The organism is Thermococcus aegaeus (assembly GCF_055393685.1).
Genome location: NZ_AP042464.1, coordinates 1,518,907 through 1,538,839 on the forward strand (window position 1 = coordinate 1,518,907; position 19,933 = coordinate 1,538,839).

The window sequence follows — 19,933 nt, forward strand, 5'->3', positions numbered from 1 at the left end:
AGACTCACCTCTTCCCCTTCTTCCCCGAAAACGTCTTTGCCTTCACCAGCCTCGCCTTCACAAGCTCCACAACGGCTCTGTAAACCTCCAGCTGCTCTTCCTCGGTTAGGTCAAGGGCTTCAAAGATGACCTTGTCCAAAGCTCTCCTATCAGGCATTACCTTGTCTAGGCTAACGTCGTCTGGATTGATGTTGCTTAAGTCGCGGTTGGGCTTTGGAAGACCGAGCTCTTCGAAGATGGATTTAATTTTATAATCTCCTAATTTTCTGACAATCTGGTTTAACCGATCCATAGATTCAGCTAAAGCTTCTTTTTTGAAGACAATGAGTTTTTTAATGTCAATGCCCTCAGTTTTTAATGCTCCCTCTCCGAGATTTGAACGCCCGAGAAGTTCTCTAATGAGTGCCTGATAAGTCGAAAACAAAGACACAAAAAGAACAATAGGCGATTCGTTTTTATTGGCTTTTATTTCAAAGAGATTATGATCAACTACAATATCTTTGTTTCGTAACATCCCAACAATTAGCCGATCGTTGTGTATCATTGGCCATAAAACATCTGGAGCATCATGTGGGACTAATTTGTACCAAGGTTTTCTACTCTTAAGAGTTCTTCGCTCGGGATAACCCATGTGTTCTCCCCATCTAATGTAATTCAGAACATGAACTTTTAGTTTATCCTTTAACGAATCTAAAGATTCGTTACAGATTAATGCCCTCATCTTTAATTCGTAAACATCGACCAAAGCTTTTTTGATTTCACGAGGACTTACTATGACAGGCCTCAAGAACTCCTCCTCGATGTAGCCCTCCCATCCCGCCTTGTTCCTCACGGCAATTAACCCTTCATCCGGTTTATGGACCCTTCCGCAAACCTGACAGACCGGCCACTCCACAGGGTTCTTAATCGGCTCAAGGTAGAAGAACTCATTCGCTCCCGTTGTGAATCCCCTCCTGACCTCGGCGATCTCACCAAGCCTCACAAGCTTCCCCTTACCCCTGTCCAGAATCACGTAGAATATCCTTGGAGCCCTGATGAGTATCCCGCCCCACTTCATACCTTTGTACTCCCCGAAGATGTTGTAAGTCCCGAGGAGCATGCTTTTTTTACCAATCTCAATGCCTCCCATCTTGGCCAAATCTACAGCTTTAACGCTCCTAACCCTAATATCATCGTCCTCGTAGCTGTAAACTTCTCCGCCAAAAACCTCAACTTCCTTTACTTTCCCAACATAGCAATCGAGCATCTTGTCTATTATCTCAAGACCCAGCTCATCAAAGTTTTTCTTCAGAAGGATGAAGTTCACGCAGTCGTCACCAACTGTATTGAACAGCTCTTTAGGCTTTCTCGTCAGAACTGTAATTACCGTATTAACATCAGCCTGCTCGAAAGACCTCGTTGTGTAATCAATAATTCTTCTCAAATTGGTAAACCTCAGGAAAAACTCCTGCAGTTGAGTTCCGTAATCGACATCAAGCCATGAATTGGATGTAATAAAAACCAACGCACCTTTAGGATTGAGCAAGTTAACACCCTGAATGAAGAAGTAAGCGTACAGGTCGCTCCTTTTATTCAAACGCATCTCATGCTCAAACTTCTCCTTGATTATTGTTTCCATGTGATTGATTATCTTCTTCTTGTATTCCTTCTTTAGCTTCTCCTGCTCCTTTTTGCTGAGCATCTCGAACTCCGCAAGATCATAGTACTCCGGATAAATCTTCTCCTGTCTAACGTATGGCGGATTGGCAATCACGATGTCAAAGCCCTTCTTGTAGAGCATTACCTCCGGAAAGTCAAGCTCCCAGATGAAGGGCGGCTTTTCAATTCTACCTTCTCTAATCGCTGATAGCAAAAGTTTAAACGCTTTTTTGTCCTTGCTCTCCCTTGAATCCTTTAGCTCTTTCAAAACGTCCTCCGCAAAAGCTTCAAGGACATGCCACTTGGTTTCCTCTAAACTCTTCCAGCTTACTTCCCTACCCTCATAGTATTTCTTTGCAAGTTCTTTGTACTGAACTATCCAGAAAGCGGGCCCACTTCTTGCGGCTTTTTGCCTTAAGCTTTCACGCCACTTGGAAAGGGGAATATCGAGGACAATTTTCTTTCCATTCTCTCCCTTAATAATTATGTGTGGTGGAGCAAGAGAATCACCAACAACCAGCTTGGTTTCAAGGTTCGGCAGGATAGGCTCGTTGGGAATTCTCTCCTCTTTCTCAATTAATGCTAACCATAGCCTGAGCTTAGCAACTCTTATTGCCCACTCCTTAATATCAACGCCATAGATGTTTTCTCTGATTATCTCAAGCTTCTTTTTGTAATCTACCGAAACGTTGGCTTTTTCGTAGAGCTCCGTTAGGAGATGATACATGCCAACCAAAAAAGCACCGCTTCCAGCCGCTGGATCGACTATCCTGACTTCCTCAAGTGCCTCAACTATCTCCCATGGCAACGATCTCGGCTCCCATTCATGAACTGGTTTAAAGACAAACTCTCTCAAAAGCTCATCATCGACTTTGATATTTCTCTTTAAATATTCATAAATCGCCATCCTGCACATGAAGTCCACTTCTGCTCTTGGTGTGTAAAAGATTCCCGAAACTCTCCTCTCTTCTTCCTCTAAAGCCTTTTCTTCCTCGGCAATCAAAGATTCGTAAATCTTTCCGAGCATTGCTGGATCAACTGCAACTTCAACTTCATATGGGGTTTCCTCTGTTACTGTAAAGTTGTACTCTTCAAAGAAATGGAAGATGAGTTCTTTTACCACGTTATCGGGGAGGGAAGTTATTATCTCGTCTAAATCAACGCCCCCTATTTTAACATGACTAAAGAGACCACCATTAAAGTAGGGAATTCCATAAGTAAACACATCTCTGACAATTGGGGAAGGAATATTTTGAATTTCTTTTACATTTCTTCTTTCATATCCCATTCTTGGAGTGTTCATTGCATAGAGGAACAAGACCCTAAGGTAGTCCTTGTAAAATTCGCCACCATATTCTTCCCACTGGTTATGAAGCCATCTTACAAAGTTCTTAATATTGACTTTTTCTTGGAGATCCTTTCTAAGGGCCGATTCTTCAACAATCCACCCCTTCTTCTGGAGGAAATAAACAAACATTAGTCTGTTAAAGAAAGTATGGGCAAATGTCTTGGCGGCTCTTTCAACAAATATCTCTTTTGGTAATTCTCCCATGTAAACTTCTTCAAGCTTCTTTCCATAGAGCTTCTTTATCTCTCCCTTAAGTTTGTAATAGTAATTCTTGTATTCCTTGAAAAACTCCTCCGTGAGGGGCTTAACCTGCATGTACTCATCAATGATCGTTTTTATTTGAATTGCCGGTGGATGTTTCTTAAACTTCTTCAACTCTTCAGCAACTGCAACTAAATTTTCAACAAGCGTCCTAAACTTCCTTTCTTCCGGATCAATCACATAAATGTTAAGCTTGGCATTCTCAAGCTCTCTTCTGTAAACAGGCACAACAAGCTTCCAGTATTCGCCATAGTCAAGAATAATAAGAAAGTTTGCAAACTCTAAGTTTAAAGAATACGTGAAATCAAGTAGGTCTTTCACCAATCTCTGCCTGTACTTTACAGTATCGCTATCGCTTTGGGCATAAACAATGTAGAAGCTGTCCTCTTCTGGTGGATTAGTCTTTGCGATTATCTTGATTACCCCGGTATTTTGGGCAACAGATTCATTGAGTTCAGTCTTTGGAATTGGTTCATCGTGATAATCAAAACTCCAAACGTCAACAAAGATATCTCTAAAAACGTTGATTGCATCATCAACTTTCATCTTTGGTTTAAGTTCCTTAAGTTTCTTTTCAATGTCATGGTACATATTCAACCCTCCAGAGATAATAAGGAATTCCAACGTATAGGGCGTTATTTCTAAGATAGACTGCAGGACAATAATTCATCCAGATTATAACAATTAACAAATATATAACCCTTACTAAGAAATAGTAATACAAGTAAAGAATGCTAATAGTAGAATGGTGTAATAGTTATGCTATTTAAACTGGGAACATCCTTAAACCTTTGGAAAACTTAAAGCTTAGAAAAGGTTCATCTTTCGAAGAGTATTAGATTTGAAGCCTCTCCACCAGCTCCCTCAACTTCTCCTTCCCCTCGTTCAGAATCGGTCTCCCGTGGCTTGGCAGCAAATGCACAAAATCCACATCCAAAAGCTTCTTTATCGCTTCCCTGTTCTTCATCGGATCAAGTGAATACTGATGCGGAATCTCCTCTAGCTTCCCATTTTCTTCCCTAACCAGATCTCCAACAAAAAGGGCTTTTGTTTCCAAATCAAGCAAGCAAATGCTCCCGGGTGTATGGCCGGGAGAGTGAATAACCTTCAGCCCTTCAATCTCATTCCCGTCATGCAGAACTACCTCCACTTCCACGGGATTAATCTCTCGTCGGAATGTCTTCTCACCGGTTAAATAGGGAATTTCCTCCTCATGAGCTGCGACCTTTGCACCGGTTGCGTCTTTAAGGTCTTTTAAAGAGCCCACATGGTCGTAGTGGGCGTGAGTCACTATTATTGTTTCTACATCTTCTGGAAATCTGCCGAGCTTCTCTATGTACTTTAAAACCTTCCCATATTCCCCCGGAAGCCCAGCATCTATAAGTAAAAGCTTTTCTGCCCTTTCTATTAGGTAAACGTTTGCAAAGGTGTCGTTCACCAGGTGAATGCTCCCAACAACCCTCATACGAGATCACCAAAAATATATTCTCCCTTCAACCTTAAAGTAATTTTGTGTAGTTAAAACCAAAAGATTTAAGTAGGATTTTTATTTACATTAAGTTAGATAAGGGAAGAGTATCACTGTCATCATGGGGTGAGATCATGGAGGAGCACGGAAGATTGCTCGATGTCCTTGGAAACGAAACAAGAAGGAGGATATTGCTCCTGCTCACGAAGAGGCCTTACTTTGTAAGCGAACTCTCGAAGGAGTTGGGAGTGGGGCAGAAGGCCATCCTTGAGCACCTCAGGATCCTTGAGAGTGCTGGGTTGATTGAGGGCAGGATAGAGAAGATTCCAAGGGGCAGGCCTAGAAAGTACTACCAAATAAAGCGGGGCATCAGGCTTGAGGTTCTCTTAACTCCTTATTCATTCGGCACCGAGATGTACGAGCCAAAAGCTCCAAGACAAACAAAGGAATATGAGGAGATAAAACAGCTCATAAAGTCCCAGGAACCATTGGAAGAAAAAATCAGGGAGCTTTCTGACTTCTTAAGTGAGATAGAGCAGAAAATAGAGGAGCACATGAGAATGAAGAGCGAGCTTGAAGAAGTGAGAATGCTTACCGAGGCTTACATAAAGAACCTCATGCGCAGGGTTGCTAGGGAAAGCGAGGAGCAGTTTGATGAGCTTTTAAAGGAATTTGAAGGGATCCTCCCAAGAGATATCCTTGAGGATTTAAAAAGGATAAAGAGAGAACTGATTTAGAGAATTTTTCCCTCTTCCTTAAGCCTTACAAGCCTTGTTATGTAGCCGGCTATTCTGTTCCTTATGGTCTTGCTTGTGACGTTTGTGAGCTCTTCAACCTTTTTCTTGTTGTGTTCGAAGTCTCTTGTGAACTCGTTTGGATATCTGTTAAAGAGCTCTCTCGCGGTTCTCTTAATGAAACCTTGCTTAATGTTTCCCATTCCTCATCCCTCCGATAATCTTAATTTCCACACCCAAATCAAGTGAGGCTGTTTTAAACTTTTCCCAGCCAAATTTATAAAGCTTCCCTTTAAAGGTTTTTACATGATTAAGGAAACCATCGTCTGCTATGGCCATGAGAACGTCAAGGCTACACACCGCTCGACTCTGGAGATAACCAGAGAGGATTATCTAACGCCTAGGGGAGACTGCATAATATGCATAAAGGCTAACAAGGGATTAAGGGATCTTGGAGATGAGCTTAAAAAAGCCCTAAAAAGCGGGAAGAAAATAAAGATTAGGATAATTGTTGACGATCTTGTGGATGAGATTGAGGCCTTTGGGGATGAAAGGCTGAGCTTTGAAAATGAGATTTCCATGGTTATAAGAAAGAGCGACTACGTTGATGGTAGGACTCTGGCCATAAAAGCGAACAAAGCCGCGAAGGACATTAAGCGGGAGCTAGTGGAGAAGTTAAAAGACCCAAATCAAGAGGTCCTTGTTGTGCTAATCGTGGATAATGAGATTAAGTGATGACAGCTTAGCGGTGAGGCACCCTCCTTGACCCCTTCCAGCGAAAACCTTTTATTACATGGAATGTAATTTACATGGGGTGTAATTTACATGGCATGTAAAAACTTTTTCAGCACGAGACCTATTATAGAAGAGGAATGTCTCTGGGGAGAAGGTCATAAAAATGTCCTCAAGGGACTTCTTCAGGCCATCTTTAGGGGTAATACCTCAGTTCTCCTAGGCCCTAGACGAGTAGGGAAGACAAGTGTTGTAAGTGTAGCCGCTGAAAAGTTCGCAAAGAAAAAAGGATATCATTACATATACTTTAACTTTTCCCGCTTTATTGGTGCTAGAGCCATTTCAATCTCTGACATAGAGCCGAAGAGAACATCGATGGAGCTGATAACTACAAGCAAAAGCTACACTCTTTCCCTCCGTGGATTTTCTGTTGAAGTTAGGAAGACTAGCATTGAGGAGTTCACATCGGACTTTTCTACACTCTTAAGGGTTTTGTCTAAAAACGCAAAGAAAGGACTTCTTGTTTTTGATGAGGCTCAGGTACTCGCAAGGTTGAAGAACTTGGACTTTAGAGGCTTTTTCCAAGAGATAACAGACAGCTATCCTAACATATCCATAGTCTTCACAGGTTCAATGCCTGGAATTCTCATGGAGTATCTCAACCCAGAAGCAAGTAAGCCAAATTTCATGCGCTCAGCAGAGGTGTTCACTCTTCCCCGTTGGAGCGTGAGAGAAGGCGTGGAGTTCTTGAAGAGCGGTTTTAGGGTTTATGGGATTAAAGTGACTGACGAATTTGAACTTGAGAGGGCAGTAAAAGAACTTGGGGGTGTTCCAGGATTTGTTTCCTATTACGGCCTCACTGCAGTAAACTTCATAAGGGGAGGTATCAGTATTGAGAAAGCTCTTTCAAAGGCTCTTGAGGAGACCAGGAGTTTTGCTCTTGATGAATGGAAAAAGGATTTAGAGGCTTTCTTAAACGTCTATAACAGTCCTGTCTATGTTGGTATACTTAAGGTTCTTGCTAGGGCCTATCCAAGCGCTCTCAGAGGTGCAGAAGTTTACAGAGAACTGAATAACATAGGTGAAGCCCCCAAAAGAGTTCAGCACATCTACAAGTATCTGGAAACTCTTGAAAAGGCTGGTTTCATACGGTCTGATGGAAAGAGGTTTTGGGTGGAGGATCCACTCCTGAGGATTGCTCTAACCTCCCCTTCACAATGAGGATCAAGACTTTTGAAGGTAAAATTGCAACTTTAGAGTACATAGTGGGCTTTCGTTTCCACGGCTATATGAGAGAGCCACTATGTTGGTGGAGATGTGCGAAGGGGATTAGACTTTCATAAATTGTGTAATCTATGAAAGTATATTTTCACAAAATTTACAAATTGTGAAAGTATAGTTTCGCACATGGTAGTTAAGCTTCTGACCTCCTCTCCGCTCTAAAGGGCGAGGCTTTCGGGAGAAAGGTGTAAAGTTGGTTAGGCACATATTGTTAAAAACTGCTTAAGTTTTATATTTTGTCTGACCCATCCTCGCTTGGTGATACTTATGGTAAATCTAGAAGAACTTCTCTCCCACGGGGATGTTAAAGCCAAGGAAATAGCCCTCACACTCATGGAAGAGGCAATAAAGAGCGCCGATCCCTACGAAGCGGTCAAAAGGGCCCTAAAAGTTGAGGATAACAAGCTCATCGTTAAAGGAAAGGAGTTTCCAATAAAAGGGAAAGTCTATGTTTTAGCCTTTGGAAAGGCTGCCTGTTCTATGGCGAAGGCCGTTGAAGAGCTCTTGGGCGAAAGAATTGCTGAGGGCATCGCAGTGACAAAATACGGCTATTCATTGCCGTTAAAAAGGATTAAGGTGGTTGAAGCGGGGCACCCAATACCGGACGAGAATTCAATGAAGGGAGCTCAGCTTGGAGTAGAGCTTGCCAAAAAAGTCAGCAAAGAGGACATCCTCCTCGTTCTTATCTCCGGTGGGGGAAGCGCTCTCTTCATGCTGCCTGAGGACGGCATAAGCTTTGAAGACAAGATGAAGACTAACGAGCTCCTTCTAAAGAGCGGGGCTAAAATCTATGAAATCAACACTGTCAGAAAGCACATCTCAAAGGTCAAAGGGGGCAAGCTGGCAAAGCTCGTTAAAGGGACTCTGATAAGTCTCATCCTTTCTGATGTTGTTGGTGATCCTTTTGAGGCAATAGCCTCGGGACCAACTGTGAAGGATCCCACGACGTTTAAGGATGCCTATAGGATATTAAAGCTCTACAATCTTTGGGATAAGCTCCCTGAAAGCGTAAGAAGGCACATAGAACTCGGTTTGAAGGGAGAAAAAGAGGAAACGCTCAAAGAGGATTTACCCAATGTGCACAACTTCCTGATAGCGAGCAACTCATTAGCCTGTGAAGCCGCAAAGAAAAAGGCAGAAGAACTTGGATTTAATGCCCATATTCTCACAACGACCCTTGAGGGAGAGGCCAGAGAAGTTGCCGTAGCCCTTGGTTCAATAATTGAGGAGATCTACCACAGAGGGAGGCCCTTTGAAAAGCCCTGCGTCCTAATAGCCGGTGGCGAGACGACGGTAACGATAGAGGGCGAAGCGGGTCTTGGAGGCCCGAATCAGGAGTTTGCCTTGAGCATAGCGAGAAAGATAGCAGACCTTAGAGGTGTTGCAGTTTTGGCTGTGGATACTGATGGCACCGATGGTCCTACGGATGCTGCTGGGGGCTTGGTGGACAGCTATACTCTTGAGCTCCTCAAAAAAGAAAACCTTGATGTTGAGGAGTTTCTCAGGAGGCACAATGCTTACGAGGCATTAAAGAGGGGCAAAGCTCTCCTTATAACTGGTCCCACGAGGACGAATGTCAACTCTATAATTATCGCTGTAATCCTCTGATTTAATTTTTTGGGTGATTGAGATGGAAGTCAAAACCCACACAGCTCTGCATGTCCTTAAAGGTGCTGTGGTGAAGGTTTTAGGTGAAGATGCCAAATGGACGGCGAGCGTTTATGTTAACGGCAACCATGGAAGGCTAACGGTTAAGTTCAACAGAAAGCCAGCTGAAGAGGAGATTAAAGAAATAGAGAGGCTAACCAATGAAAAAATCAAAGAAAACGCTCCCATACGCATCTATGAGCTTCAAAGGGAAGAGGCTGAGAAAAAATTTGGAGAGGACATGTACGACCTCTTCCCTATCCCGGAGGAAGTTAGAACCCTTAGAGTTGTGGTTATCGAAGGCTGGAACGTCAACGCATGCAACAAGGAGCACACAAAGACAACTGGCGAAATAGGGGAGATAAAAATCAGGAAAGTCCGGTTTAGGAAGAGCAAAGAGCTCCTCGAGATAAGCTTCGACGTCCTTTAAGGTACTATATGATGCCTTCTGCATCTTGCTTCATAAGCTTCCATTCCGCCCACGAGTATCCGGGGTGAGTTCCTCGGAGCCGGCTTTCCATTTATAAGCCTTTGCGTCCTTGTGGCTTCTCTTCCGCAGACAGTGCATATAGCCGTCAGGTAAACTATGTTGTCTGCCCTTGCCAGAAGCTCCTTCGTAACCTCGAAGGGATCTCCCTTGAAATCTAGGTTTAAGCCGCTGGCAATGACATAGACTCCTTCATCGGCGAGCCTGTTTAGGGTCTCCACAATCGACATCGGAAAGAATTGAACTTCATCAACGCCTATCACTTCAAAGCCCTCTTCTTTGGTTTTCTGGTATATCATCTCGACTCCTTCCTCGGTTGTGGGAACGACGAAGGCCTCATAGCTGAGTCCGTTGTGAGCCACAACTTTATCTTCGCTGTAGCGGTTGTCTATCGAGGGCTTAAAGAGTGCTGCCGTTCTCTTTGCAAACATCTGCCTTTCGATTCTCTTTATGAGCTCACTCGTCTTTCCTGCAAACATTGGTCCGGTAATGACTTCCAAGAATCCCTCTGGATGCATGTTTATCACCTTTTGTCTTTTGCCCTCCCATCTAAAAAGTTCTTTCCTTGGAATTTTTGGATTTTAAACAATCAATCATACAGTTTTTGCTTTGAATAACATTGCATTTAAAAATAAAGTGGAAAAAATTACAAAAAGAGAATCATTCTAGCATGTCTTTCATTAATTCATCTACGTTCTCAGGAGGCTCCGTTATGAGGCTAACCAATATTGTGGCTATGAGGGCAAAGATAAACGCTGGTACGAGCTCGTAGAGCCCAGTTATTGGTCTAATGTACAGCTTCCAAATTATTGTTGTCAGTGCTCCTACTACCATTCCCGCAACTACTCCCCATTTAGTGGTGACACTGTCAGGATAAGCAGTGGGACGTTAGGTTTAAGTTTCTGATACCTCTTCAGAAAAGGGGAGAGAAATGAGGACTGAAACCATTATTTACTTACTGGTTTCAGTCTTAAAAACCTTTCGCCGGAACAAAATCCCAGCAAAAAAGAAAACCAGGGCAATAAACCTGTACCTGCACGGACTAAGTTACAGACAGGTAGGAACAATCCTCGAAATCAGCCACACAACAGTCTGGGAAACAGTCCAAAAATTCGCGAAAGCAGTTTACCAGCCGAAAATCCTCGCAGTCAAAAAACAGAGAAACTTCATCGCAATTGACGAGACAGTGATAAAGATCAACGGCCAGAAGAGATTTCTCTGGGCTGCAATCGACGTTGAGAGCAAAGAAATCCTAGCAGTATGGATTACAAGCGTTAGGAACTGGTGGATTGCCAGGGACTTCATTCTAGTTGTTTTGAAATCCTGCGAGGGACAGCCAATTTTCCTGGTTGACAAAGGGCCGTGGTATAAATCAGCGTTTAAATCTCTCGGGCTGGATTATCTGCATGTGACTTTCGGGCCGAGGAACTGTGTTGAGCGCTGGTTTAGGACTGTTAAAGAGAGAACAAAGCGTTTCTGGAATAACTTCAGGGCTAGAGACTGGAGGAGGGTTCACAGGTTTGTTTTTCTGTTTTCATTCTGGTATAATTTTGTTAGAATTCATTCTCGGTTTGGTGGACCGCCTGGTGATGTGACTGAATGGCTTCAGGAGGTGATACCCCAGTTATCCTGACAGTATCCTCTTCCAGTACAGAGAGACTATAAGGGTTGGGCCAATAGCCGCTCCCAGTCCTCCCCAGGCGAAGAGGACTAACCAGAAAATGATGTCCTTTGCAAAGTATGCCAACAGCATTGCGAATATACCCGCTACAAAAACAACTATTCTACTTAAGAAGACTGCCTTCTCTTCACTTAACTGCTCTCCTTTGTTTATGATCTCCTGATAAAAGTCTCTTACTATGGTAGAGGCAACTACAAGCAGCTGTGAGTCAGCGGTAGATAGTATTGCTGCAAAAACTCCACCCATAAGTAATCCATAGAGGAGAGGTCCAAAGAAGTCTGACGAAAGGACGAGGTATATCATCTCTGCGTTTGCATCGGGGAGCATATTGACATCTGTGTATAAAGCCCTTCCTGCCAGACCAACAAAGATTGCACCCCAAGCCAAAACTACATTCCAGAAGGTACCTATAACGGTTGATGCTCTAAGTCTATCGGGATCGTCAATTGACATGTACCTAACAATGATATGGGGCTGTCCTGGAGATCCCAGACCAATCCCTAAAAATCCTATAAGACCGCCTACTCCTAGAGAGAGCGGATCAATATACTTAGGATCAAGTGCCTTAAGAACTGAAAGCATTGCGTTTACTCCCCCTACTTTGGCTACAGCAACTGCAGGAAGCACGGTTAGTCCGAATATCATTATTACCGCTCTTATGACATCGTTGTATGCAACAGCTATGAATCCACCTAAGACCATGTAAATGAGGATCATGAGTGCGGCAATTAAAAGCGCTGTTAATGTGGACATTCCTAACGCAGTACTAAGTGACTTCGCTCCTGCATTAAACTGTGCCCCGACATAAGCGGTCAAGAAGAGGGCAATGATTATTGAAGCCACCAGCCTTATGATCTTGGATTCATCCTTAAACCTCTCCTCAAAATAATCGGGAACTGTTATACAGTTGTGCCTCTCTGAGAATTTTCTTAGTCTTATTCCCATGTAAACGAATTGGAACATTTCCGCAACGATATAACCTACTGCAGCCCAGACAGCGCTTACTCCCCTTGCATAAGCCATTCCACTAAGACCAAGGACAAGCCATGAAGATCTGCCCGAAGAAACTGCTGAGAGCGCCACAACAATTTTGTTCATTGCTCTGCCACCGACAAAAAAGTCCTCTTCTGTTTTTGTTCTCCTCATTACTAAAAATCCTACGAATATTGGCAACAGGAGGGTAAACAAAAATGCTGCGAGTGCAACGGGGTTTTTCAGCATTTCATATGCATTCGCCACATTTCACACCTCCTAAGTTTTCTTACCACTGGCGTAGTATATTACCACCGAACACAAAACTATCAGTGTTGGTAGCACAAAAAGCACCAACTTTGCCCCAAGCATAACACTTGTCACCTCCCATGTACATTATCGGTAAAATATGTGCCAGTGTTCATATATAAACGTTACGTTTTCAGTTAATTGTCGAAGAAAATTATGTCAAAATAGTTCGGCAATAACATCAAGATGTGTTCCATGTTTTTGTTAATATAGAACATCATGTTATTTGATAAACGTAAACAAAATCAGCAACTGTGGTGATTCCTTTATTTTTAGACTGTGGAAATTATACCCCTTAGAATGTCATGCTCTCGATAAGTGCCCTTGAGATGTTTAGCTTATGCCTTGTTATAAGACCGCTCATCCTCTCTTGCTCTCAAAGGGGCTCTTTTCCGAAAGGTTTATATATAACTTCTTTCATAAAATAAAATGCAAATACCAATTTAGACAACTTTAGGAGGTGTGGGAAATGGCTGAGTTGCCAATTGCCCCAGTTGACAGATTGATTAGAAAGGCAGGTGCTCCAAGAGTTAGTGAGGAAGCAGCTAAGGTTTTGGCTGAGCACCTTGAGGAAAAGGCTATGGAGATCGCCAAGAAGGCAGTAGACCTTGCAAAGCACGCCGGAAGAAAGACCGTTAAGGCTGAGGACATTAAGCTTGCAATCAAGGCCTGATGGCCTCCCCCTTCTTTTGTTCTTTTTTGAGTAAACATTTAAAAATCCACTTCTGACTTTATACCATGTATGAGATAGCTATTAGAATGACAAGGCGAAATCACAACGCTTTTGTGCATCTTTTGGGCGCACTTGAATCTCAAGGCTTTGATGTTGGTGAGCTCTTAATAACAAAGGATTTTAATGAGATTTTAAAGGCGAAGCCCAGGGTTGTTTTATACTCCTTCTTCACTGAGGAAATCTGGGAGGTTGAGAAAGAAGTAAACCTCCTAAAAGAAAAAACCAACGCCTTATTGGTGGCTGGGGGCTATCATGCAACCGCAATGCCTAGGCATACGTTAAGGATGGGTTTTGATATAGCGGCTATTGGGGAGGGGGAAGAAGTCATATTCCAGCTTTTAACTGCCCTTAAAAAGAGTAGCTTTAGGATAACAAAAGAGCTCATGGAAATTAAGGGGCTTGCATTTTATCTCAACGGCGAATTCGCCTTTACGGGCTTTGCGAAGGTTGAAGACTTTACTAAGTTCCCTCCCTTTGCTGAAAGCTCTTATCTGATAGCCCCCATAGAAATAAGTCGTGGCTGTCCCTTTGGTTGTTACTATTGCCAAACTCCTTATGCAAAGGGCTTTCGTATGAGGCACAGGCCGATAGATCAGATCGTGAAGTATTCAAGAAGAATGAAGGACATGCGCTACATAACTCCAAACGCCTTTGCCTATGGAAGTCCGGGAGCGGTGTTGAGGTTAGACAAGCTTGAGGCCCTTTTAAAAGCTCTTCAGCCCCTTAGAAAAGAGGGGAGGAGACTGTTTTATGGGACTTTTCCGAGTGAAGTGAGACCGGAGTTCGTTAAGCCTGAAACGCTTGAGCTTCTTATAAAATATGCCGACAACAGAAGACTAGCTATAGGAGCCCAGAGTGGCGACGATGAGATGCTTAGGGCTATGCACCGTTTACATACAACGGAGCATGTGAGGCAGGCGGTGGAGTATATGCTTGAATACGGCATAGAGCCGGTTGTTGACTTCATAGTCGGCCTGCCAAACGAAAATGAAGAAAGCCAGAGGAGGAGCATTGAATTCATGAAGTGGATAATGAGAAAAGGCGGAAAGGTTAGAGCTCATTATTTCATGCCCTTGCCGGGGACTCCGTGGGCAAGATGTAAGCCTTCACCTTTGAGCGAAGAGATGAAAAAGTTCCTCGGAAGAATGGCGGCTAAAGGCTACATCGAAGGTTCTTGGGGAGTTCAGATAGAACTCTCAAAGAAGCTCCAGAGGCTCATTGAGGAGTTCTATGAAGAGAGCCCGAGCTACTTTGGAAAGGTTAAGGAAGTCTGCTGAGAAAAGGATTTAATCTTTGGGGTTGATCAGATAACATGCTGATAGCATTGATTAGCGACATCCACTCAAACCTTGAAGCCCTAGAGGCTGTGTGGAAAAGGGTAAAGAATGCGGATGTGATATTCTGCATGGGTGATTTAGTGGGCTATGGGGCAAATCCCAATGAGGTTGTGGAATTTTTCAGGGAGGAGATGAAAAAGAGGGATATCATTTGTGTTAGAGGAAACCACGATAATGCTGTTGCCTTTGGCATTACATGGGGCTTTAATCCCTATGCAAGGGAGGCAATAAGATGGCATGAAAGAGTAATGAGCAGTGAAAACATTGAATTCATTCGAAGGCTCCCTGTGAGGCAGCTTTTTAGAATAGATGAGGAAGATTTTTTGATAATCCACGGCTCCCCAAGAGCACCTCTGGATGAATATCTCTTTCCTTGGCTTCCTGACAGTGAGTTCATTGAGGTTTTAAAGTATTTCAAAGAAAAGAACCTTGTTGTGGGCCACACACACATGCAGATGCTCAAAGAGATTGGAGGCAGAAGGATAATAAACCCCGGCGGAGTGGGACAGCCGAGGGATGGTGACTGGAGGGCGGCTTATGCCTTCATAGACACGGATAGCAATGAAGTAATATTCGAAAGGGTCGAATATGACGTAGATGCTGCAGCGAGGAAGATAGTAGAAGCGGGTCTGCCAAGGTTTTTGGCATATAGGCTTTATGAGGGATATTGATGAACCCACTTATTTCTTCTTTCAAAAACTCCCAGCTTCAAACCTTTGGTTGAAAACTCTTCATTAGTTTTTAACTTTTGGTTTTGGAAAGATATAAATTCCTTTTTTCTAATTTTGAAACAGGTGGAGGTAGTGAAAGCTTATCATATTCACGTTGAGGGAATTGTTCAGGGGGTTGGATTCAGACCCTTCGTTTACAGAATTGCTCATGAACATGATCTAAGGGGGTACGTTAAAAACCTTGGCGATGCTGGAGTGGAGATAGTAGTTGAGGGAAAAGAAGAAAAAGTAAAGGCCTTCTTGAGAGACCTTAGAGAAAAGGCACCACCCCTTGCGAGGGTTGAGAGGATAAATGTGAAAGAAATCCCACTTCAGGGATTTGACAGGTTTTACATAGAAAAGAGTTCCAACGGAGGGGGAGGTGGGGATTCTGTCATTCCTCCAGACGTGAGCATATGCGATGATTGTCTCAGGGAGCTTTTTGATCCCACGGATAAAAGGTATATGTATCCCTTCATTGTGTGCACAAACTGCGGTCCGAGGTTTACCATAATTGAGGATCTCCCCTACGATAGGGTAAATACCACAATGAAGGAGTTTGACATGTGCGATTACTGTGAGGGTGAATACAAAGATCCACTAAATAGAAGGTATCACGCGGAACCTGTTTGCTGCCCTGTATGTGGGCCGAGTTATAGGCTCTACACAAACGATGGAAGGGAAATAACAGGAGATCCACTAAAAAAGGCCGCAGAGCTCATTGATAAAGGTTATATAGTGGCAATAAAGGGCATAGGTGGAATTCACATAGCCTGCGATGCCACCAATGAGGAAGTGGTGAAAGAGCTGAGAAGGAGAATTCTAAGACCTCAGCAGCCATTTGCAATAATGGCTAAAGACCTAGAAACGGTAGAAAGCTTTGCAATAGTTGGTGATGTGGAGAAGGAAGAACTCACGAGTTACAGAAAGCCGATAGTGGCTTTAAGGAAGAAAGAACCCTTCCCACTACCGGAGGCTTTAGCCCCGGGTTTGCCTACCATAGGTGTGATGCTCCCTTATGCTGGAACCCACTACATCCTCTTCCACTACTCAAAGAGCCCTGTTTATGTCATGACTTCGGCAAATTACCCTGGAATGCCGATGGTGATAGACAACGAGAGGGCTTTTAAGGAGCTTAAGGATCTAGCTGATTACTTCTTACTGCACAATAGGAGAATCCTCAACAGAACAGATGACAGCGTTATCAGGTTCGTTGATGGTAAGAGAGCGGTGATAAGGAGGAGCAGAGGATTTGTTCCATTGCCAATAGATATACCTTTTGAGTATTCGGGGTTGGCAGTTGGGGCAGAGCTCATGAATGCTTTTGGAATGGTAAAGGGCTCGAGGGTTTATCCGAGCCAATACGTAGGAAACACTTCAAAGGTTGAAGTTCTTGAGTTCATGAGGAGTGCCATAGCCCACTTCAAGAAAATACTAAGGGTTAAGGGGTTTGACCTTGTGGTTGCTGACCTTCACCCGCTTTACAATACCACAAAACTAGCAATGGAGATAGCGGAAGAGGAAAATGCAGAATTTATCCAAGTACAGCACCACTACGCTCACATTGCTTCTGTTATGGCTGAAAACAATCTTGACGAGATAGTAGGAATAGCGGTGGATGGAGTTGGCTATGGAAGCGACGGAAACACATGGGGCGGTGAAGTTTTATACTTGAGCTATGAGGACGTTGAGAGGTTAGCCCATATAAGCTATTATCCTCTTCCAGGTGGGGATTTAGCAAGCTATTATCCTCTTAGGGCTTTAGTGGGAATTTTGAGCAAGCTCTATGGCGTAGAGGAAGTAAAAGAGATCATCGAAAGGCACTGTCCAAAAGCTGTTGAAAACCTCAGATACGGGAAGGTTGAGTTCAACGTAATACTTAACCAGCTCGCGAGGGAGATAAACGTTGGCTATGCCTCCTCAACCGGCAGGATTCTTGACGCGATGGCCGTTCTGCTCAACGTTGCATATAGGAGAACCTACGAAGGAGAACCCGCAATGAAGCTTGAGGGAATTGCCTTTAAGGGCAAAAACGATCTGGGCTTTAGCATTCCCATAGAGGGGGAAGAGCTGAAGGTTGAGGAACTCTTTGAACAGGTTCTCGAGAGCAAAGCAAATCCGGCGGATATAGCGTATTCAGTTCATCTGGCCATAGGTAGGGCTTTTGGAGAAGTTGCAGTTGAGAAGGCCAAGGAGTTTGGAGTTAAGAACATTGGCATAAGCGGAGGGGTTGCATACAACGAACTCATAGTGAAAACGATAAGAAAAATCGTGGAAGGCAATGGTCTGAGGTTCTACTCAACGTACGAAGTACCAAGGGGGGACAATGGGACAAACGTCGGCCAGGCTTTCCTTGGGGGTCTCTATTTGGAGGGTTATCTGAGTAAAGAGGACTTGATACTTTGATTTCCTCTTTTTTGCCTCCTTAGTAACATTTTAAAGGGTTCCCTTAGAGAAAAAAAAAGCAGGTGGTGAATATGAGAATAAAGCTTGAACACGGAGCTGGTGGAGAGTTGATGGAGGAATTTATTAGAGATGTGATTCTCAAAAACCTTACATTGAAATCAGCCGGTGGGATAGGGCTAGATGCCTTAGACGATGCCGCAACAATTCCCTTTGGAGATAAGCATTTGGTTTTTACCATAGATGGACACACAGTTAAGCCGCTCTTCTTTCCCGGAGGGGATATAGGTCGCTTGGCTGTGAGCGGGACGGTGAATGATTTAGCCGTAATGGGGGCAGAACCTTTAGCGCTTGCAAATTCTATGATAATCCAAGAGGGGTTTAGCGGAGAGGACTTTGAGAGAATACTAAAATCAATGGATGAAACTGCAAAGGAAGTTCCAGTTCCTATAGTCACCGGAGACACCAAAGTCGTCGAAGATAAGATAGGGATTTTCGTTATAACGGCTGGAATTGGAATTGCTGAAAGGCCGATAAGCGATGCTGGGGCAAAGGTGGGAGATATTGTTTTGGTCAGCGGAACTGTTGGAGATCATGGGATAGCTTTGATGAGCCATAGAGAGGGGATAGCCTTTGAGACGGAGCTTAAGAGCGACGTTTCCCCCGTATGGGAAGTAGTAAAAGCTGTCGCTGAAGCAATTGGGTGGGAGAACATTCACGCAATGAAAGACCCCACAAGGGGCGGATTAAGCAACGCCCTGAACGAGATAGCAAGAAAGAGCGACGTTGGAATTCTGGTGAGGGAAAGTGATATCCCAGTAAAGCCCGAGGTAAGGGCTGCTAGTGACATGCTTGGTATAAGTCCATATGAAGTTGCCAATGAAGGAAAGGTCGTGATGGTTGTAGCGAGAGAATACGCGGAGGAAGCTCTTCAAGCTATGAGAAAAACCGAACTCGGCAGAGATGCTGCGATTATAGGGGAAGTTATAGATCAATATCGTGGCAAAGTTCTCCTTGAGACTGGCATAGGTGGGAAGAGATTTATGGAGCCACCCGTTGGCGACCCCGTGCCGAGAGTCTGCTGAGCTATTCCTTTTCAATGTTCTTTTATGTACATTGTGTCCTTATTTGAGTCACAAAAATTTATAAAGTGCTTCTTTTCTTCGCCACCGGTGGTGATACAATGATAGATATTAGAGAGCTTGTAAGAAAAAAGCTTATTGAGGGAAAAATAGGCTTAGAGGACTTTCCATTGCTTTTGCTCTGCGGGTTGGCATCTTGCAGTGATAAGGAGTGAGACCTTTACTTTTTACATTTTTGCTCCTCAAAACCAGCAAGGTTTATAAGTTGCTCTTTTTTACTAAAAATCGAGCGCCGGGGTAGCCTAGCCAGGGAAGGCGGTGGACTCGAGATCCACTGGGCGTTTGCCCGCCGGGGTTCAAATCCCCGCCCCGGCGCCAATAGCCGAGTAAAGAAACAGGAAAAAGATTTTATAGTTTTATTTCCTTTCCATCAATCTCATTATTTACTGATTTTACAACGCTAAAGAGGGTTTCTCTGCCTTGTTTGCTCACCTTTATTACTGTAGTGGCTATCTCTTCTAACATGGGGATTACACAGGGGTTGCTTTTTTCTAAAAGGTCTGTGTTGATGAAATAGAATGCAATTCTTTTTTCATTTCCCGTGTAGGACAAGATTGTGTTTAGAATGGTTAAGATTTCTCGTTTTGATGGGGAGAGAAGCAGAAGTTTTTCAGTGCCCACTACTGGATTGATGATCCTGCCTTGTTCAAGCAATGGATCAAACACCTTGGCGTATTCTTTCTCTTGAATTCCCGCTTCTTTTATTGGAAGTCTTTTTACTACATTGCCCACCTCTATTCTTCCTCCTTCTTTAATGACATTTACACTGTCTAAAATACTTGGGTCAAGTCCTGAGAGCTTTATCTGTATGCTGTAGAGGTATAGAGTGTCTAGGACATCATCTATTATAATTTGGTAGTTCTTCTCTTGAGCCCATTTTACGAGGTAATACAGTCCCCGTGCAGGAGTGGTTAGGGAATTGTGCTCCAAAAGAACTGTCTCTCCAAACTTCAACCTCTCCAATAGTGCATTAATCTCTCTCATCCCCATCACCTCCAGCAGTTGTTGGAAGTGAATCTACAATTTAATAACCAATTGTTAATAAAACAT

18 protein-coding genes and 1 tRNA gene are annotated in these 19,933 nt (G+C 43.5%); 12 read left to right on the forward strand and 7 right to left on the reverse strand.

All coding sequences use genetic code 11. The features are described 5' to 3' along the window. Positions 1 to 4: 4 nt before the first annotated feature. Positions 5 to 3,838 carry an Eco57I restriction-modification methylase domain-containing protein gene (locus ACZ5NL_RS08225; protein WP_464841827.1) on the reverse strand — a complete coding sequence of 1,278 codons (3,834 nt, stop codon included), beginning with the start codon at positions 3,836 to 3,838 and terminating at the stop codon, positions 5 to 7. A 244-nt stretch (positions 3,839 to 4,082) separates the two neighbouring features. Further along, complete coding sequence (locus ACZ5NL_RS08230; RefSeq protein ID WP_464841828.1) at positions 4,083 to 4,712, reverse strand: MBL fold metallo-hydrolase; 630 nt, start codon at positions 4,710 to 4,712, stop codon at positions 4,083 to 4,085. A gap of 137 nt (positions 4,713 to 4,849) precedes the next feature. On the opposite strand from ACZ5NL_RS08230, the gene ACZ5NL_RS08235 reads away from it, so the two are divergent. Then, entirely contained in the window at positions 4,850 to 5,452 is a 603-nt protein-coding gene (locus ACZ5NL_RS08235; protein ID WP_464841829.1) for an ArsR/SmtB family transcription factor, read from the forward strand. Here ACZ5NL_RS08235 and ACZ5NL_RS08240 read toward each other — a convergent pair. Further along, positions 5,449 to 5,652, reverse strand: coding sequence for a 30S ribosomal protein S17e (locus tag ACZ5NL_RS08240; RefSeq protein WP_004069582.1), 204 nt, complete (start codon positions 5,650 to 5,652; stop codon positions 5,449 to 5,451). The genes ACZ5NL_RS08235 and ACZ5NL_RS08240 overlap by 4 nt on opposite strands. A 103-nt stretch (positions 5,653 to 5,755) precedes the next feature. Here ACZ5NL_RS08240 and ACZ5NL_RS08245 point away from each other — a divergent pair, with 103 nt between their 5' ends. From ACZ5NL_RS08245 to ACZ5NL_RS08260, 4 genes are all read left to right on the forward strand, one after another. Beyond that, positions 5,756 to 6,184, forward strand: coding sequence for a DUF371 domain-containing protein (locus ACZ5NL_RS08245; RefSeq protein WP_464841830.1), 429 nt, complete (start codon positions 5,756 to 5,758; stop codon positions 6,182 to 6,184). A gap of 90 nt (positions 6,185 to 6,274) precedes the next feature. Beyond that, a complete protein-coding gene (locus tag ACZ5NL_RS08250) occupies positions 6,275 to 7,402 on the forward strand; it encodes an AAA family ATPase (protein WP_464841831.1) in 1,128 nt (375 codons plus the stop codon). 327 nt (positions 7,403 to 7,729) lie between these two features. Further along, a complete protein-coding gene (locus tag ACZ5NL_RS08255) occupies positions 7,730 to 9,070 on the forward strand; it encodes a glycerate kinase type-2 family protein (protein ID WP_464843417.1) in 1,341 nt (446 codons plus the stop codon). Positions 9,071 to 9,092: 22 nt separating this feature from the next. Next, the gene (locus tag ACZ5NL_RS08260) at positions 9,093 to 9,539 is read left to right on the forward strand and encodes an alanyl-tRNA editing protein (RefSeq protein WP_464841832.1); all 447 of its coding nucleotides are present in this window, start codon (positions 9,093 to 9,095) and stop codon (positions 9,537 to 9,539) included. On the opposite strand, the gene ACZ5NL_RS08265 is transcribed toward ACZ5NL_RS08260, so the two are convergent. Next, the gene (locus ACZ5NL_RS08265) at positions 9,536 to 10,114 is read right to left on the reverse strand and encodes a thymidine kinase (RefSeq protein ID WP_464843419.1); all 579 of its coding nucleotides are present in this window, start codon (positions 10,112 to 10,114) and stop codon (positions 9,536 to 9,538) included. The two genes, ACZ5NL_RS08260 and ACZ5NL_RS08265, sit on opposite strands and share 4 nt — an antisense overlap. A gap of 142 nt (positions 10,115 to 10,256) precedes the next feature. Further along, the gene (locus tag ACZ5NL_RS08270) at positions 10,257 to 10,430 is read right to left on the reverse strand and encodes a hypothetical protein (protein WP_464841833.1); all 174 of its coding nucleotides are present in this window, start codon (positions 10,428 to 10,430) and stop codon (positions 10,257 to 10,259) included. Between the two features lie 97 nt (positions 10,431 to 10,527). Here ACZ5NL_RS08270 and ACZ5NL_RS08275 point away from each other — a divergent pair, with 97 nt between their 5' ends. After that, positions 10,528 to 11,229 (forward strand): IS6-like element ISPfu5 family transposase, encoded by a 702-nt coding sequence (locus ACZ5NL_RS08275; RefSeq protein WP_011011653.1) that lies wholly within the window; start codon positions 10,528 to 10,530, stop codon positions 11,227 to 11,229. Here the strand turns inward: ACZ5NL_RS08275 and ACZ5NL_RS08280 are convergent. Continuing rightward, positions 11,221 to 12,516: a sodium/proline symporter gene (locus tag ACZ5NL_RS08280; RefSeq protein WP_464841834.1), complete on the reverse strand. Its 1,296-nt coding sequence runs from the start codon at positions 12,514 to 12,516 to the stop codon at positions 11,221 to 11,223. The genes ACZ5NL_RS08275 and ACZ5NL_RS08280 overlap by 9 nt on opposite strands. Positions 12,517 to 13,027: 511 nt before the next feature. Here ACZ5NL_RS08280 and hpkB point away from each other — a divergent pair. The 6 genes from hpkB (at position 13,028) to ACZ5NL_RS08310 (ending at position 19,201) form a co-directional block, all read left to right on the forward strand. After that, positions 13,028 to 13,231: an archaeal histone HpkB gene (hpkB, locus tag ACZ5NL_RS08285; protein ID WP_004069603.1), complete on the forward strand. Its 204-nt coding sequence runs from the start codon at positions 13,028 to 13,030 to the stop codon at positions 13,229 to 13,231. A gap of 65 nt (positions 13,232 to 13,296) precedes the next feature. Beyond that, complete coding sequence (locus ACZ5NL_RS08290) at positions 13,297 to 14,568, forward strand: TIGR04013 family B12-binding domain/radical SAM domain-containing protein (protein ID WP_464841835.1); 1,272 nt, start codon at positions 13,297 to 13,299, stop codon at positions 14,566 to 14,568. A 35-nt stretch (positions 14,569 to 14,603) separates the two neighbouring features. Further along, a complete protein-coding gene (locus ACZ5NL_RS08295; RefSeq protein ID WP_464841836.1) occupies positions 14,604 to 15,299 on the forward strand; it encodes a metallophosphoesterase family protein in 696 nt (231 codons plus the stop codon). A 132-nt stretch (positions 15,300 to 15,431) separates the two neighbouring features. Continuing rightward, positions 15,432 to 17,744, forward strand: a complete 2,313-nt coding sequence (gene hypF, locus ACZ5NL_RS08300) for a carbamoyltransferase HypF (RefSeq protein WP_464843421.1) — start codon at positions 15,432 to 15,434, stop codon at positions 17,742 to 17,744. Between the two features lie 71 nt (positions 17,745 to 17,815). Next, the gene (gene hypE / locus ACZ5NL_RS08305) at positions 17,816 to 18,826 is read left to right on the forward strand and encodes a hydrogenase expression/formation protein HypE (RefSeq protein ID WP_464841837.1); all 1,011 of its coding nucleotides are present in this window, start codon (positions 17,816 to 17,818) and stop codon (positions 18,824 to 18,826) included. Between the two features lie 288 nt (positions 18,827 to 19,114). Next, positions 19,115 to 19,201, forward strand: a tRNA-Ser gene (locus tag ACZ5NL_RS08310). 30 nt (positions 19,202 to 19,231) lie between these two features. Here the strand turns inward: ACZ5NL_RS08310 and ACZ5NL_RS08315 are convergent. After that, positions 19,232 to 19,867 carry a DUF257 family protein gene (locus tag ACZ5NL_RS08315; RefSeq protein WP_464841838.1) on the reverse strand — a complete coding sequence of 212 codons (636 nt, stop codon included), beginning with the start codon at positions 19,865 to 19,867 and terminating at the stop codon, positions 19,232 to 19,234. Positions 19,868 to 19,933: the final 66 nt, after the last annotated feature.